The following is a 16,354-nucleotide window of genomic DNA, read 5'->3' as shown; positions in this document are numbered from 1 at the left end:
CCCAGGTTGCCGAACCCCGACCCAGGTTGCGACCCAGGTTGCCGAACCCCGACCCAGGTTGCCGAACCCCGACCCAGGTTGCCGAACCCCGACCCAGGTTGCCGAACCCCGACCCAGGTTGCCGAACCCGACCCAGGTTGCCGAACCCGACCCAGCTCGGGAGTCTGTAATTTTACACTACAAATTCACCGCCGACCCCCGCGCGGGCCCTCAGACGTCCAGCGCGCTCTCGATCACGCGGTGCACGAGTCCGTACTCCTGGGCCTGGTGCGCCGTCATCCACAGGTTGCGCTCGGTCTCCTGCGCGATCTTCGCGGGATCCTGGCCGGTCGCCTCGGCGAAGATGCGGTTGAGCCGCTCGCGCGCGGCCATGATCTGGGCCGCCTCGATCTCGATGTCCGACGCCGGACCGCGCACGCCCCCGAGCGGCTGGTGCAAGAGGAAGCGCGTGTTCGGCAGCGCGAACCGGTTCTCCCGCCGCGCGGCGACGAAGATCAGCGCGCCCGCGCTGGCGACCCAGCCGGTGCCGATCATCTTGACCTCGGGACGGATGAAGCGAATCACGTCGTGGATCGTATCCCCCGACTCGACGTGCCCTCCCGGCGAGTGGATCACGACCCGGATCGGCTCCTCGCTCTCGCTCGCCAGGGCGAGCAGCTGCGCCGTCGTCGCCTGCGCCAGCTCGCTCGTGATCTCCCCGAAGATGAGGACCGTCCGGCTCTTCAGGAGGCTGCTGTGGACCCGTCCAGGCAACGCGCGCGGGAGCAACTGTTCGTCATTCGGGCTCGAATCGAAGCGCATCATGGTCCCGAGCTTCCGGCCGCTCCCGCCCGCGCGCCATGACCGCGAAGCGCGGAGTCATGCCCGCGCGTCTCGATCCGCGAGCGAGCGCTGGACGAGCGGCCGCGGCCCGGGCCACGATGCGCCATGGCGGACGAGACGGAGCGGCAGCTTCCTCGGGGCGTGGCGGTCTCCCGGCGTCATGGGGCGCCGCCCTGGCGTGTGGTCGCGGGCGATCCGCCGAGCCTCCACGTCGTCGTGCAAGGCGCCTTTCTCCTCTCCCAGGCCGGGGCGCGCGACGTCGATCTCGAGCCCGGCGACCTCGTTCTCCTCGGGGGCGGCCCGCGCGGCGCCGGACCCCGCGAGCAGAGCCTCCGCTGCGTCGCGCCGCCGCCCGGCGCCGTCCCCGCGCCGGCCGAGCTGCTCTCCGCCTCCTACGCCGCCGCGCCCGACGGGCCGCTCGCCGCCCTCGCGCCCGTGGTGCACCTCCCCGCCGCCGACGCGCGGCGCGCGCAGGGCCTCTCGGCCGTCGTGAGCCTCCTGCGCGCAGCGCTCGAGGACCCTTCCGCGGGCCAGGAGCGGCTGGCGCGCTCGCTGCTCGATCCGCTGCTCGCCTACGCGCTGCACTGCCACGAGCGCGCGCGCGAGGGACACGCGGCGCGCGCCCTCGATCGGCGCGTGACCCGGGCGCTCCAGCTCATGCAGGAGAGGCCGGCGGAGCGCTGGACCATCGAGGCGCTCGCGAGGGCGGCGGGCCTCTCCCGCGCGGCGTTCGCGCGGCGTTTCCTCGCCGAGCTCGCCGTCCCGCCGCTCCGTTACCTCGCGGAGCTCCGCATGCAGCGCGCGGCCGAGCTGCTCGCCGGCGGCGACGGCTCGCTGGCCGCCATCGCGGCCGAGGTCGGGTACGACTCGGAGTTCGCGTTCAGCCGCGCCTTCAAGCGGCACACCGGGGAGGCGCCGGGCGCGTTCCGCCGCCGCAGCCGGTCCCAGGGCGCCGCGCGCCGCTCGCCGCTTATCCGCGCGGCGGCGTGACCGCCTCGCCGTGGCGCCGGAGCCGTGGGGCCCATCCGCTCGCCAGTACCTCTCGAGACCTCAGGGCCGAGGAGCGCCGGCCGCCTCGCGTCCCGCGCCGGCGGCGCCGATGGCCCGGCGGGTCAGCGACGCTTGGAGCCCTCGGCCTCCCACACGCAGAGGCTCTCCATGATCCGCAGCAGCGCCGCGCCTCTCCGGGTCACGGCGTACCTCGTCCGCGGCGAGCCCTTCGCGCTGGCGCGCGCGCCCGGGCCCGCATCCATCGTCTCCAGCTTGAGGACGAGCCCCTCGGCCGTGAGCTCGCGCAGCCGCTTGCCGAGGACCTGATCCGAGATGCTCGGCAGCCGCTTCTTCAGCGCCCCGAAGCTGCCCTCGCCGGCGTGGATGAAGAACAGGACCTGCATCTTCCACCGCATCCCGACGCGATACAGCGTGTCATTCAGGGTGCATGCGCCGGCGAGCGCCTGCTGGTTCTGGAAGTTGGACGACGTCGTCTTGCGTGTCACCGCCATGCATCCTCGGCCGCGCTCACTCCCGAGTGAGTATACGTCCCGGCGAGAGCGGTCGCTAGACTCTGCGGCATGAAGATCCTCGATGTGATTACGCCCATTGTCGCCGAAGATCACGACGCAACCGTCGCTCATTACCGGGAGGTGCTCGGCCTCTCCGTGAAGAGGGTGTTCGACCACGCCGGCTTCCACCTGACATGGCTTGGGCCGATCGTCGTCCTCAGCGCTCCGGACGAGGCGGCGCTCGCCGTTCCCCGGCAGGTCGCGGGCATCTTCGTCGTCGACGATCTCGACGCGTTCTGGGAGCGCCTCTCGCCGCGGACCACCGTTCTCTCGCCGCGGACCGAGGTGCCTTCCGGTCGCGCGTTCGTCGTGCGCCACCCGGGCGGTCGCGCCTTCGAGTACCTGCAATTGAAGCGGTGACGCGACGTCGTCGACGACCACGATTCACCGGACGCTTCGTCCGGCGGCACGGGCTCCGGAGCGCCGCTGCGATTCCTTGACATCTTGGAATCGTTTTGCTTTCCATCGCCCCTGGGTCCGCTCGGCCGCCATGACGACCTCCGTCGATGCCGAGCGCCCCCCGGCCCTGCATTGTACGCTCGTCGCCGGACGACCGCCGGCGCCCGCGGGCGGCGCTCCTGAACATGAGGGAACACGTGGACACTCTCGCGCGATCGCCGCTCGCAGTGGTCGAGTACGGGCTGGATCTCGCGATCACGGCGTGGAATGAGGGCGCCGCGCGGCAGCTCGGCGTCCCGGGGCAGGAAGCGCTCGGCCGGTCCATCGCCGAGCTGCTCCCCACGCCCGAGGACGAGGGGGTGTGGCGGCGGCTGCTCGCGGAGGACAGCGGGGAGCGGCGCTTGCGTCATCCGCGGGGCGACGGGGGCCGCGTGACGTGCGCGTGGGCTCACCACCGCGTGCTCGATCCCCGGGGCGAGGCGGCCGGCGTGCTCTGCATCGGCCGCGACGTGACGGCCGAGGTCGAGGCGTCCCGGCGCCACGTGGAGCAGCAGCAGATCCTCCGCGCCCTCGTCGACAACCTCGATATCATCGTCTGGGCCTCCGACCGCCACGGCGTGTTCACCTACCTGGACGGCAAGGGCCTCGCGTCGTCCGGCGTGAAGCCGGGCCAGTTCGTCGGGCTGAACAATTTCGACCTCTTCAACGAGCACGAGACCGTGGGGTTGCGCCGCGCCCTTCGCGGGGAGCAGGTCCACAACGTCTCGGAGGGCCACGGCAGGCCCATCGAGAACTGGTTCATCCCGATCCGGGATGAGCGCGGCGAGGTGGACGTGGTGATCGGCATCACCCTCGATCTCACCGAGTCGCGGCGCGCGGCGCTGGAACTCCGGGAGCGGCTGGCGCTCATCGAGCGGCAGCAGCAAATCATCCGCCAGCTCTCGACGCCCATCCTCCAGGTCTGGAACGGCGTGCTGGCGCTCCCGATGATCGGCGTGGTCGACAGCGCGAGGACCGCGGACGTGATGGACAGCCTTCTCCAGGCGGTCGTGCGCACGCAGGCCCGCTACGCGCTCCTCGACCTGACCGGGGTCGAGGCCGTCGACACGAAGACCGCGAGTTATCTCGTCGAGCTCGTCCGCGCGATCCGGCTCCTCGGCGCGGAGGGCATCATCACGGGGATCCGGCCGAGCGTCGCCCAGACGATGGTCTCGCTCGGGCTCGACCTCGCCGAGATCACGACGCTCTCCGACCTCCAGGCGGGCCTCAAGCACTGCATCGGGCGCGCGCTGCGCGGGGGGCGCGCGCCGTGACGGCGCGCAGCACCGATCTCGCCCTGCGATCGAGCCCGCCGCCCTCTCATGCTGAGGTTGCTCAGCCCGGGATCCCTGGCCAGATTTGTGAGGCACGTAACTAGCCCAGCCTCAACCTGGGTAGCCCAGCCTCAACCTGAGCCCAGCCTCAACCTGAGCCCAGCCTCAACCTGAGCCCAGCCTCAACCTCGGTCGGGTTGCCGCTGGCGGCGCAGGCTCAACCTGGGTCGGGTTGCCGGCGCAGGCTCAACCTGGGTCGGGTTGCCGGCGCAGGCTCAACCTGGGTCGGGTTGCCGCGGCGCAGGCTCAACCTGGGTCGGTTCGCGGGTCGCAACCTGGGTCGGTCCGCAACCTGGGTCGGTCCGCGGGTCGCGGGTCGCAGGCTCAACCTGGGTCGGTCCGCGGGTCGCAGGCTCAACCTGGGTCGGTTTCCGCCGTCAATGAGGGACGGGCGCCTCGACGTCGCAAGCAGAAACGGTGCCAGACTCCTCCGCACAGTCGAAGCGCGCCGCCCGCAGCTGCGACGCGGACGTGCTCGACGACCGCTCCGCCCACGCGAGCAGGAGCCCCCGGCCGCCCTGCGCGACCATCGACAGGCTGCCTTCCACCTTCCCGGTCGGGTACACGGTGTGCAGCCAGGTCAGCTCGCCGCTCGCGTTGAGCCGGCGGAGCACGATCGCGTCGCTGCCATCGGTGGACGTCTCGACGACCGCGACCACCAGATCTCCCTCCACCTGCTCGGCGGCCAGCGACCCCGGGACGAGCGCGAAGCACGACGGAACCGTGACGGGAGGTAGCGCGACGCTGGCCGAAGGGGTCATGCGCGCGACGCGCAGCGCGCCCGGCGCGTCCCCGACCGGCGCGAGGCTCCAGGCGAGCCACGCGCCGTCCGGCCGGGGGGCCACGCGGAGGCGCGCGACAGGCGCAGCCTCGGAGATCGCCTCGTTCGAGGTGATCACGCCGGAGCCGCTCTCGTCCCGGAGGTGCCGTCCCAGGTAGATGGTCTTTGCCGGTCCCACCGCCGGATATCTCTCATCGCACGGCCGCCACCCGGACTCCCACGCCGTGGGCGCTCCCAGCGCCGCGCCGAAGAGCCAGCCACCTTGATCCCATGCCGCGTCGAACGCGATGGGCGTTGTTGCGCACCCGAGGGTGAAAATCGTGCTCGAGTGGTGCACCGTGTTCGTGAGGAGGGTGCGCATCAGCGAGTACCGCGGGCCAGGCTCCTCTTGCTCGAAGATCGCGAGGTGGGCCGTCCCCGAATCGTTCGGACGCAGCGTCACGACGCGATCTCCGGGATACTCACCGATGGCGTGCATCCAGGCCGGCGCGGCTGGCGGGCCGCCGTCGCTCCAGCCGGGCGTTGCCCTGAACTGGAAGATCGGCGGCAGGTAGTCTATCTGCTTCTGTTTGTTGCGCTCGCGGTAAAAGAGGATGGATTCGTAGTTGGAATCGTACTGAGGTTGTAGCGGCGCCACCGCGAAGGCGTCGCCGAGGACGGGCGCGCCGCTGCCGTCCAGCACCAGCGTGGGCTCGCCGAAGGCGGCGGGCTGCTCGGACCAGGGATCCAGGGTGGCGCGCTGGAGGACCCGACCAGAGGACGGCGTCATGGCCGCGGCGTAGAGATAGAGCGGGGCGTCCGCCCCGGCCCCGATCACCCACTGCGGGTCGAGCAGGTTCGTGTCCCTCTCCGCGAGGCGCAGCGAGGGCTCCGTGAGCTCGAGGGCGCCGCAGGAACGGGGCAGGTCGCTGCCGCCGTCCCCGCCGCCACCGCCGTCCCCGCTTGCCTCCTCACCGCCGCGCGCGCTCGGGGGCTCGTCAGCGACCGCCGCGCATGCCGTGAGCGCAGGGACAGCGAGGAGTGAAAACCACGTCCATGATCGCATCCGGTACCTCCGAGGTGACTCCAGGGAGCTACGTGGCCGCATGTCCTCGTCGCCATCACCTGATCGTCAGGTCCGGAGCTCAGTCGCTCCGCGTCCTCCCTTCTGGCGCGCGGCTTTCCTCGAGGCGACCGGCATGTGCTCACTTTGTCGGCAGACGATGCTCGTCCCAAGGCGGCGTAGCAGGTCGCTCCGGCCCTGAGTCCCCCGGCGACCCTCGCGTATCATCGGCCCCATGCGTCCAGCGTTCCAGCATGCGCCTCGCGGTCCGCGCCCGGGGGTGTCTACCCGTCCTGTTGCCGGATTCCTGCTTTCCCTCGCCGGTTTGTTCACCTCGTGCACGCCGGCCGCGGAGCCGGCCGGCGCGCTCCGGGGCCCGCCGGCGAACGCGCTCGACGACCCCGGTGACCCTGTCGTGCTCGAGCCGGTGATCTCGCCGGAGTTCGCGCTCGACGCGCCCGTGCTGAGCCCCGCGCCCGGCGCCGCGCCCGCCGCCGCGTTCAACGGGACGTCGCACCTCGTCGCCTGGATCGACCAGCGCGCCCCGAGACCCAGCCTCTACGGCGCCCGCCTCGCGCGGGACGGTGCCGTCCTCGATCCTTACGGCATCGTCCTCCTCGACGACCTCGCCACGGAGTGGCTCCTCGAGCCCTTCCCCATGCCCGCGGTCGCCTCCGATGGAGACGACTTCCTCGTGGTCATCACGCGCGGCGGGCAGGTCCGCGGCGTGCGCGTAGACCCGGGCGGCGTGGTGCTCGACCCGACCGGCTTCGCGATCTCGGCCGTGGACGCGGGCATCGGCGCCCCCGAGGTCGCCTTCGACGGGAAGAACTACCTCGTCGCGTGGCCCCGCGCCGGGGACACCGACCTCGCCCCCGACGGCATCTACACCGCGAGGGTCACCCCGGGCGGCGCTGTCCTCGACCCGGGCGGGTCGCTTGCGGTCGAGGGCCCTGTCTGCGGCGCTCTGGCCGTCGACTTCGACGGCACGAGCCACCTGCTCACCTGGAGCGGCGCGCAGGGCAGCGCGGGACCCGCCATCTACGGCGCCCGCGTCAGCCCCGCGGGGGTGGTGCTCGACCCGTCCGGCTTCCCGATCTCTCCCCCCCTCGCGTCAGCGTGCGGCGAGCAGACCGTCGCGGCGAGCTTCGACGGCAGCAATCACGTGGTGTTGTGGTCTGACTCGCCCGAGGTCGACGGCCGGCTCGTGACGTCGATCCGCGGCGCGCGCGTGACGCCCGAGGGCAACGTGCTCGACCCCGCGCCGATCGTCGTCCCCGAGTCCACTTCGGGATCCGAGCGCATCAACGGGATCGGCGCCGCGTTCGACGGCTCCGGCACCACCGTGGCCTGGAGCGCCGACTCCGGTAGCGGGTACTTCGGTCGGGTGAACCTCGCGCGGATCGATCCAAGCGGCGTCGTCTCGATCCCACCGGCCGCCCCGCTGGACACGGGCGCGGAGACCGCCCTCGCCTCGAACGGCGCGGGCGTCCTCGTCACGTGGACGGCCGCGGAGCACAAGCCGGACGAGCTCTTCGATTGGGTCGCGGGCATCCGCCTGGACGCGCGGGGCGCGGCGGTCGACCCGGACAGCATCACGATCTCCACGCACGCGAACGCCGAGGAGGTGCGCGCCGTCGCCTCGGACGGGCAGATCTTCTTCGTGCTCTGGAGCGACGCCCGATCGCCTGCCACGGACGGCAGGGGCATCTACGGCGCGCGCGTCACCGCGGACGGGACGGTCCTCGATCCGGCGGGCATCCAGATCACGCGCGAGCGGGCGGACGTCATGAACGTCGTCCACGACGGGGCAAATTTCCTCGTGTTCTGGGCGCGCAAGTTCGAGGACAGCCTCAATCGTCTCCGCGGCGCGCGCGTGAGCCCGGGCGGGGTGGTGCTCGACCGGGCGCCCATCGAGCTCCCCCTCTGCCACCAGGGCCGGGACTACCTGATGCCGCGCGCGGCCTCCGACGGGACACACACGCTCCTCGTGGGCAACGGCTGCGATCGCGGCGCGCTCACGGGCGTGCTCCTCGACCAGCGGGGCGCGGCCGTGAGCCCCGCGACGGCGTTCGTACCCGACGCCGACCGCGACGGCGTCGTCGACCGCGACGGCGTCGTCGACGCGAGCGTCGCGTGGAGCGGCGCGAGCTACCTTGTCCTCTTGCAAACCTACGAAGGCCTGCACGTGCGGCGGGTGGGCGCCGGAGGGCTCCCGCTCGACAGCGCGCCCACGCTGATCACGCCGCCCGGGAGCGTCACCTACTCGGGGGCGTTGGGCTCTGGCGGGGACAACCACCTCGTCATCTGGCACGCTCAGACCGGGCTCTTCGGCATCCGGCTCGATCCCGCCGGCCGGAGCCTGGACCCGGAAGGGTTCCTGATCGCGACGGTCGCGGGCGGCTGTGACTGGGCGGGTTGCTGCGGGCCGATCTACTCCGGCAGAGCGTGCCAGTCGGTCGCGTTCGATGGGAAAAACTTCCTCGTCGCGTGGCGGTCCATGGAGGTCCCCGACCGACCGAGCTCGATGGATCTCTTCGGCGCGGCGGTGAGCCCGTCCGGGGTCGCGGGGCCCCCGTTCGTCATCTCGCAGGAGCGCGAGATGGAGGGGTTCGCCGTCCTCGCCGCGAACGACGAGGGCAGGGTCCTCAGCGCTTATACGCGCTTCGTCGCGCAGAAACCCTACGGTGCGCGCCGGGCGCACGCGCGTCTCCTCTGGGAGCCGGCCGACCCGGCCGGCACCGGCGGCGCCGGGGGAGCCGGCGACGGGGGCGCAGGCGACCCGACCTACGAAGACCTGGTCGTCTCCGGCTGCACCTGCCGTGCGCCGGGCCAGGCGGCGACCTCGTCGCGCTCCGCGCTCGGGCCGCTGCTCTTCATCACCAGCGTCACCTGCGGCGGCCTCATGGCGCGCCGCAGGAGCAAGCCGCGCCCGCATTGAGGGGCCCGCTCGGTCGCCGGCGTGGACGTCGGAGAGCCCGGCCGGGCCGGGCCGGCGATCGGTGGAGGTCGGTGGGTCAGGCGGCGAGCCCGCAGGCGGCTATCTGGAGATCACGAGCCAGGTCAGCTCGTCGATGCCGGAGAGCGGCGCCGTCTTGACGACCGCGCCGTCGGCCTCCCCGGCGACAGCCGCCGAGAGCTTGCCGTCGTACTTGCTCATGCTCCGGAAGCGCACAGGCGTCCCCGGCGCGAGATCCGAGGGCGCCTCAACCTCGATGGGCGAGCCGCTGCTCGTCCCGAACGGGTACAGCGCGTAGACCGCCACGAGCTCCTCTCCGCCGAGCTCGGCGAGGGGCGGAACACGCTCCGGCGGGATCTTCCGGGCCGCGATGTCGTGGAGCGACGCGCCGAGCGGCGCGAGGAGGTCGGCGCACCGCGCGGTGAGCCGGAGGCCGTCGCCGACCTCCAGGGTCTGCGGCTCGCTGCGGCGCGGGTCAGGGACGGCGCCCGCGGGCAGCTCCGGCACGAAGAGCGACCCTGCGTCGACGGTGACCGCATCCACGAAGCGCAGCGGGCGCAGGGTCACGCCCCGGCGCGGCGCCGTCCCCACGTCCTCCATCGACTTCACCACGAAGTCGACCGGCAGCTTCGCGTCGAACCGGAAGGTGAAGCGGCCGTCCGCCCCCGAGCTGTCCGTGTAGCAGACCGTGGTGTTGCACAGCAGCACCGGGGCGCCGCCGATCGGCTGCCCCGCCTCGTCCGCGAGCACGCCGGTCACGCCCAGCCCCGCCGGAGCCGCTCCTGAGCCAGGGCCCCCCGCCGCGCCGTCGCCCCCGGCGCCGCCGCCCGTTGCTGCTGCCTCGCCCCCGGCGCCGCCGCCTGTTCCTGCTGCCGCGCCGCCGTCGCCCCCCGCGCCGCCGTCGCCCCCGCCGGCGTGCCCCGTCCCGCTCGTGGAGCCGCCGTCGTCGCACGCGGACGTGATGAGCGCGACCGTCAGGAGCAAAGCGCGGTTCATCATTCGGCCAGCGCCTGCTCGATGACCGCCGTCATCGCATCCGGATCGTACTCGTGGGTGGCGTACCGGACGATGCCGTCCTTCCCGACGATCACGTCGACCGGGAAGGGGTTGGGTCCGGGGAAGTTGGACGTCACCGCGCTGTACGTGCTCGCGGTCTCCTCGAGCCCGACCGGGAAGGTGACCTTGATGTTGTCGCAGTACGTCTGCACCTGGCCGATCTGATCGACCGACTCCCTCGGATTCAGCGCCACGATGTGCAGCCCCTGGTCCTTGTACTTCTGCCAGAACCGCTCCTCGGTGTCCGGCAGGTGGTTGGCGCAGACCGGGCAGAAGGTGGCAAAGTAGGTGAGCAAGAGCACGCTCCCCTCCGAGTCCTCCGAGGTCCACGTGGTGCCGTCCAGCATCGTGCCCGTGGTCGCGGGCAGGGGCGCGCCGACGCTCACGCCGGGCGCGTTGCCGACGAGGTAGGCCTTGCGCACCGGGGCCGCGGGGTCGTCCGAGGCGATGTGGAGATAGCCGATCTCCTGCTCCGCCGCCGAGGCGCGGTAGGTCAGGCTGAGCTCGAGCGTCTTGCCGGGCTCGATCCGGGCCTGGCGCGGCGCGACGCTGAACGCCGGGCTGCTGACCCAGGTGTCCACCAGCGTGAGCGGCGCGGTCCCCTGGTTGGTGACCTCGAACGGCAGGGTCTTCGTCTTCCCGGCGGCGACCGGGCCGAAGTCGATCCGGGCAGCGGCCTCCGGCAGGCGGATGTTGGGTGCGAGGCGGTCCGGCTCGAGGCGGTAGGAATACGGGTTCTCCCACGTGCCGATGAACACGTCCTGCCCCCGGGCGGCGACGCCGAAGGTGCGCATGGTCGGGAGCTCGCGGTTCGGGTCGTCGTACTCGAACTCCCTCGGGATGCGCACGGCCGCGATGAACTCCGGGCTTTCGGGCGTGGAGACGTCGTAGACGCGCACGTCGTTCCACGCGGCGACGAAGAGGCGTCCCTCGGAGTAGGCGAGGCGGAGCGGGGTCCCGGGCATCTCGGCGCGGCCGACCACGACCGGACTCTCGAGATCCGAGATGTCCACCACGGCGACGCCCGCCGAGCCCGCCGCCACGTAGGCGAAGTCGCCCTCCACGACGACGCCTTTGGCCTGGCCGCCGGTGGCCACTCGGCCGAGCTCGACCGGATTCGCGGGGTCCGTCGCGTCGACCGTGACGAGCCCGTCCACGCCGTCGGCGACGAACACATGGTTGTCGCGTGCGGCGATGCCCCACGCGTTGGTGAAGCCGCCCAGGCTGCCGACGCGCGTGAACCCGGTCGCGCTGTCGTAGCTGTAAACGCCGAGGCCACTCCCGTGCAGCCCCACGAAGATGTGGTGGTTGGCGACGTCGACGCCCTCGTAGCTGATCCCCGCCTCCTGCAGGACCGGGAGCTGCACCGGCGCCTCGGGATCGCTGATGTCCCAGCCGCTGAGGAAGGCCGGGTTCCGGATGTTGCCGAGGTGCGTCGTGAAGACGAGGTCGCCATCCCACGCGAGGTGCTTGCACCCGGGGGTGCGGGTGTCGCCGGGGATGGTGTGCCTGAGACCCCCCGCGAGCACCTCCATATTGGCGGGGTCCTCGGCGTCGATGACGTTGAACGTGTAGCTGCAGTTGAGGAGCAGGTTGTCCTCGCGGATGTGCACCTCGTCCGTGTGGCTCCCGACCTCGTGCAGGTTCTGGAGCTGGACCATCGGGCTCAGGAAGTGGCCGGGCTCGAGCGCCGTCGGGACACACTGCCCGTCGACGTCCGCCGTGCCCTCGCCGCAGGCGAGCCCCGGGGTCGTCGCCGTCGGGACGCACTGCCCGTCGACGTCCGCCGTGCCTTCGCCGCAGGTGAGGCCTGGGCTCGTCGCCGCCGGCACACACGCGCCGGCGACCTCCTTGGTACCGGGGCCGCAGGACAGCCCGGTCTCGCTCGGAGGGTCGTCCGCGCAGGCGGGCAAGGCGAGCATGACCAGCGCGGGCAGGAGAGCGCGAGGTCGTAGCAGATTCATGAACGGAGCTCCTTGGTGGTGGTGAAGGTCAGGACGGCACACAGCGTACCGGCAGCATGAAGGGAGGGGCAGCGAGGAAGAATGGCGGCGAAGGAGGAGGGGAGAAGGACACCGGTCGTCCGCTCACCTCACCAGACCCCTAGCGCCCCCCCGTGCGCGCCCGCAGCGACGCCCTGGTCCCCCTCCTCGCCGAGGCAGCCGGCCGTCAGCGCCGGCGAGCCGGCCGCCGGGTGGAAGTCGCCGTCGAGCAGACCCGAGATCCGCGGATCCACGAGGAGGTTCCCGTCCTCGCCGGGCACGATCACGTTGCCCGTGTTGTCGTTGTCGAAGAGCACGTTGCACCGCACGCGCCCGCGCTGCACGTGCTCCTGATCGAGCGCGACGCCGTTCGCGACGATCACGTTGTTGAGGACGTCGAGCTCCGCGGCGTCCGCGGCGAGCGCGTGTGCGCTGTTCCCGTAAAACGCGTTCTGGGCCACGACGGCGTGATCCTGCAGGTGATTCGCCACGAAGGCGTCCGCGTTGTGGAGGAACACGTTGTTCCGGACCACGGCGAGCGCGTGATGGTAGAGCATCACGCCGATCTCGTTGTCCTCGATCACGTTCTGCGTGAGGAGCAGCGACGGACGATCGCAGTCGTTCGAGGGCGTGGTGTGGCCGTCGGCGTAGACGGCGGCGGCGTACCAGTCGCCGCTGCAGACCAGCGCGTCGCCCTGCGCGCAGCCCTCGGTCCGTCCCACGTTTCGCAGCGTGAAGCCTCGAACGACCACGTTCTGGGCGCCCGTGTAATCGATGAGGTTCTCGCCCAGCCCCTGTCCGTCGAGCACCGTCGCCGCCGCGCCCGCGCCGACCAGCCTCACGCCCGAGCGCAGGCGGAGGTGCTCGTGGTATTCTCCCGGCTGGACGAAGACGGTATCGCCGTAGGCGGCGGCGTCGATGGCCTCCTGGATGCTCGCGTAGGCGTCCGGCACCACGAGCACACGCTCCTCGCCGAGCGCCGGGACGGCGCACCCGGCTCCGCTCGTGCTCGCGTCGAGCACCTCGCCGTCCTCGTCCACGGCCACCACGGACACGAGCGCTGCGCCGACGCGAGGCACCACGATGGTCGGACCCGTCGCGCTCTCGACGTCCATGACTGCCGGGGATCCCGAGCTCACGCGCACGCTGTCGAGGGTCACGCGGGTCCCGTCGGGGACGCGGAGACGGAGCTCCGACGATGCGGCCTGCGCTGGATTGCCGCTGTCGTTTGCCGTGCCGTCAGGCGAGCTCGCCCCGCCGGAGGGCTCAGGGCTCGAGCTCCCGTCGAGCCCGCGCTCCGTCCCGTCTTCTGCCCCGCACGCCGCCATCCACATGGCGGCGAAAATCATCCCAAATCGCGCCAAAGTAGTCATGGACGCCGGCATCAGCAAGTGCAGTGCCAGACGATTTGACGAGCAAGCAGCGGTATCCGCGTGCTTCCGCGAACCCCTGTGCCACGGTGCGCCACACGGCGCGGCCAGAATGTCAGTCGCGGCGACCGTCCCCGCCGAAGCCGCTGCGTGGAGCTGCTGGATCACAGCTGCACGACGCCGCGTCGGTGCCAGCGCCACGTGCGTCATCGATCGGCCGGTATGCTCGCTCACCTGAGCGGACTCGGTGGGAGCTCGAGCAGCGGCCGCGCGTCTCCCGGACGCCATGCCGAGGCGCCCCTCGAGCGCGGGGCCGCGCGGCGCGATCACCGACCGTGGAACAGGCAGGGCCGTGTGTGCCATGCTGGCGACACGACGACGGAACGTATGCAAAATCCCAAAATAACGATCGCGGGCTTCGACATCGAGTGGGATCTAGACAAGGGCCTGAACCTGTGGGCCGGTATGCCGACGCTGAGCATGTGGATCCCGAGCTCGGTGGCCGGCCTGATGTCGGGCATGGTGGCGATGGTCGGCGTCGAGCGCTTCAACCTGTGCCTCCAGCTCGGCGGGCGGCAAAGCGTCGATGGCGACTGGTCCATCCTCAGCACGCAGTCGAGCTTCGAGGAGGGGTTCCGGCTGGTGAACAAGATTTCGTTGCCGGCCGGCTGGGGACGCTGGGACATCGTGGCGCTGGACCGCGAGCGCCGCGAGGCGCGGTATCGCGTCTACAACAACTGGGAATCGATTTACCAGCGCTCGCTCGGGGTCAGCTGGGGGTGTGCCATGACGGCCGGCAAGATGGCCGGCATGACCGAGCGCCTGTTCGGCGTCCCTTGCTGGGCTGAACAGACGGCCTTCGAGACGAACGGCTCGGAGTACGACGAGCTCCTGGTCCGCCCGACCGACAAGACGGCCGAGGCGCGGCTCGCCGAGCTGCTCGAGGAGGGGCGGGCCACGGCCACGGATCTCGCGGCGGCGCTTGCGGCGCTGAAGAAGGAGGTCGCCGAGCGGGAGAGGACCGAGGCGGCGCTGCGCGAGAAGCTGCAGCTCATCCAGCAGCAGGAGACGGCGCTCTGCGCGATGGTCGCGCCGATCATCCAGGTGTGGGACGGCGTGCTGACGGTCCCGGTCATGGGAGGGCTCGACAGCCAGCGCGCGTCCGCGCTGATGGAGCGGCTGCTCGGCGCCATCGTCGGCGGCCAGACGCGGCATGTCATCCTGGACCTCACCGCGGTGGACGCGGTGGACACGAGCACCGCCGATCACCTGATCCGGATCGTGCGGGCGGTGGAGCTGCTCGGGGCGCGCCTGGTCGTGACCGGCATCCGCCCCGCGGTGGCTCAGACCGTCGTGTCGCTCGGCATGGACCTCGGCCGCATCACCACGCTGCGCGACCTGCAGGAAGGCCTCAAGTCGTGCATGGCCGCGGGCGTCGGAGCTCAGAAGCAATCCGAAACAATCAGGAGCAATCAGAAGTAGTCCGAGGTAATCCGAGGTAAATCGAGCGCGCGCCGCCTCCCTCGATGGCCCGCTGCCCGCGCCCGGCGCAGACGCGCCGCGTCAGGGCAGGGGGGCGAGGCCCTCGGTCGCGTTCGGCGTCGCGAACACCCCTTGCACCTCGGCCGCCGGCGCCCACTGCCCCGCGCACAGGAGCGCGCCGCCCGTGATCTCGGGCTGCTCCGCCGAGCGCGCCTGCACCTCGCCCACGTGCACGCACACGTTGACGTGCACGCGGGGGTCTGCCCCTGTGCGCCGGGCGAGCGCCTCGTGCGCCGCCGCCGCGACCTCGAGCGCCGCGCGCCGCTCCCGCCGCTCCTCGTCCGCCGTCGCCGGGAGCAGGCGGACGCCGAGCACCTCGTTGCCGGTGATCGACACCAGGATGAACCCCGCGCCCGAGAGCTGCGCCTCGGCGATGTCGAGCACCTGCCCGATGTCGACGGCCAGCGCCTCGTCGAACTCGTCGGATCGGCCGCGCGTCCGGACCTCCACGTACACCGCCACCGCCTGCTGCGTCGGATCTGGGCCAATCTGCACCCCCGACGAGGGCGTGCCGATGGCGTCCCGGAGCGCGCTCATCAGCTCGCCGACCGAGCCGAACCGCCGCTCCCGCCGCTTCTCCATACACCGCAGCACCACCGTGTCGAGCTCGGGCGGCAGCGGGACCCGCGCGCTCGGGGGCAGCGGCGTCTCCTCGAGGTGCATCCGTACCATCTCGTCCGCGTCGTGGGTATGGAATGGTAATCGGCCCACCAACATGCGATGGAGAAGTACTCCAAGAGCATAGATATCCACCCGCGCGTCGATGTGTCCGCCCAGGATCTGCTCCGGGGCCATGATCGAGGGTGTCCCGGGCATACGCCCGGCCGTGGTGAACCAGGTTGAGCTCTCCTCGGGAGCCATCATCTTGGCGATGCCGAAATCGAGCAGCTTCACGGTGCGCGGCGGATCCGAGCAGATGAAGATGTTGCTGGCCTTGACATCCCGGTGGATGATCCCTGCTGCGTGGGCCGCCCCCAGCGCCGCGCAAACAGGATCCATCAGCGCCAGCACATCGCGGAGCGGGAGCCGCTTCTCGGCCTTGATGAGGGCGTCGAGCGTCTGGCCCTCGAGGCGCTCCATCGCATAGAAGGGCCGGTGATCTTCGAGCTCGCCGACCTCGTAGATCTCGACGATGTTCGGGTGGGAGATCCTGCGCAAGGCCTCGATCTCGCGCGCGAACCGCTCGAGCACGCGGTGCGCATGGACCACCGCCTCGTCCAGCACCTTGACGGCGGCCCGCCTCCCCGAGCGGAGGTGCCGCGCCGAATAGACCGCGCCGCAGCCGCCCCGCGCGATGAACTCCTCAAGGATGTACTCGCCGGCCATGGTGCCCGGCGGGAGCTCGCCGCGCGCGGAGAACCTTTCAGAATACACGAAGGTCCTGGTCTTGTCCTCTTCGTCGGTCATACCGCCTCTTCGTATGGTGTGTCGGCATCGTACCACCTGCGCGCGCGTTGCGTGCGTTC

12 protein-coding genes are annotated in these 16,354 nt (G+C 71.5%); 5 read left to right on the top strand and 7 right to left on the bottom strand.

All coding sequences use genetic code 11. The annotated features are described in order from the left end of the window. Positions 1-210: 210 nt before the first annotated feature. Complete coding sequence (locus tag WMF43_RS23440; RefSeq protein ID WP_437683351.1) at positions 211-804, bottom strand: ATP-dependent Clp protease proteolytic subunit; 594 nt, start codon at positions 802-804, stop codon at positions 211-213. 123 nt (positions 805-927) lie between these two features. On the opposite strand from WMF43_RS23440, the gene WMF43_RS23435 reads away from it, so the two are divergent. Further along, positions 928-1,812 carry a helix-turn-helix domain-containing protein gene (locus tag WMF43_RS23435; RefSeq protein ID WP_437683350.1) on the top strand — a complete coding sequence of 295 codons (885 nt, stop codon included), beginning with the start codon at positions 928-930 and terminating at the stop codon, positions 1,810-1,812. 122 nt (positions 1,813-1,934) lie between these two features. On the opposite strand, the gene WMF43_RS23430 is transcribed toward WMF43_RS23435, so the two are convergent. Continuing rightward, positions 1,935-2,318 (bottom strand): winged helix-turn-helix transcriptional regulator, encoded by a 384-nt coding sequence (locus WMF43_RS23430; protein WP_437683349.1) that lies wholly within the window; start codon positions 2,316-2,318, stop codon positions 1,935-1,937. A 75-nt stretch (positions 2,319-2,393) separates the two neighbouring features. Between WMF43_RS23430 and WMF43_RS23425 the strand changes: the two genes are divergently transcribed. Together WMF43_RS23425 and WMF43_RS23420 are read left to right on the top strand one after the other, a co-directional pair. Continuing rightward, positions 2,394-2,744, top strand: a complete 351-nt coding sequence (locus WMF43_RS23425) for a VOC family protein (protein WP_437683348.1) — start codon at positions 2,394-2,396, stop codon at positions 2,742-2,744. Positions 2,745-2,980: 236 nt separating this feature from the next. After that, a complete protein-coding gene (locus tag WMF43_RS23420) occupies positions 2,981-4,096 on the top strand; it encodes a PAS domain-containing protein (RefSeq protein WP_437683347.1) in 1,116 nt (371 codons plus the stop codon). A 437-nt stretch (positions 4,097-4,533) separates the two neighbouring features. Here WMF43_RS23420 and WMF43_RS23415 read toward each other — a convergent pair whose 3' ends face one another. Continuing rightward, positions 4,534-5,982, bottom strand: coding sequence for a hypothetical protein (locus WMF43_RS23415; RefSeq protein ID WP_437683346.1), 1,449 nt, complete (start codon positions 5,980-5,982; stop codon positions 4,534-4,536). 322 nt (positions 5,983-6,304) lie between these two features. Here WMF43_RS23415 and WMF43_RS23410 point away from each other — a divergent pair, with 322 nt between their 5' ends. Beyond that, complete coding sequence (locus WMF43_RS23410; RefSeq protein ID WP_437683345.1) at positions 6,305-8,920, top strand: hypothetical protein; 2,616 nt, start codon at positions 6,305-6,307, stop codon at positions 8,918-8,920. Positions 8,921-9,019: 99 nt separating this feature from the next. Here the strand turns inward: WMF43_RS23410 and WMF43_RS23405 are convergent, their stop codons facing one another. From WMF43_RS23405 to WMF43_RS23395, 3 genes are all read right to left on the bottom strand, one after another. Further along, positions 9,020-9,937, bottom strand: coding sequence for a hypothetical protein (locus WMF43_RS23405; RefSeq protein ID WP_437683344.1), 918 nt, complete (start codon positions 9,935-9,937; stop codon positions 9,020-9,022). After that, positions 9,934-11,958 carry a redoxin domain-containing protein gene (locus tag WMF43_RS23400; protein ID WP_437683343.1) on the bottom strand — a complete coding sequence of 675 codons (2,025 nt, stop codon included), beginning with the start codon at positions 11,956-11,958 and terminating at the stop codon, positions 9,934-9,936. The genes WMF43_RS23405 and WMF43_RS23400 overlap by 4 nt, the downstream gene beginning before the upstream one ends. 128 nt (positions 11,959-12,086) lie before the next feature. Next, positions 12,087-13,325, bottom strand: a complete 1,239-nt coding sequence (locus tag WMF43_RS23395) for a NosD domain-containing protein (RefSeq protein ID WP_437683342.1) — start codon at positions 13,323-13,325, stop codon at positions 12,087-12,089. Between the two features lie 408 nt (positions 13,326-13,733). On the opposite strand from WMF43_RS23395, the gene WMF43_RS23390 reads away from it, so the two are divergent. After that, positions 13,734-14,828, top strand: a complete 1,095-nt coding sequence (locus WMF43_RS23390; RefSeq protein ID WP_437683341.1) for an STAS domain-containing protein — start codon at positions 13,734-13,736, stop codon at positions 14,826-14,828. Positions 14,829-14,909: 81 nt separating this feature from the next. On the opposite strand, the gene WMF43_RS23385 is transcribed toward WMF43_RS23390, so the two are convergent. Next, positions 14,910-16,295, bottom strand: a complete 1,386-nt coding sequence (locus tag WMF43_RS23385; RefSeq protein WP_437683340.1) for a serine/threonine protein kinase — start codon at positions 16,293-16,295, stop codon at positions 14,910-14,912. Between the last annotated feature and the right edge of the window lie 59 nt (positions 16,296-16,354).

This window comes from Sorangium sp. So ce131 (assembly GCF_051519095.1).
Lineage (GTDB): Bacteria > Myxococcota_A > Polyangia > Polyangiales > Polyangiaceae > Sorangium.
Note: the sequence above shows the minus strand (reverse complement) of the source record. Positions and strands in the feature narration are given on the sequence as shown.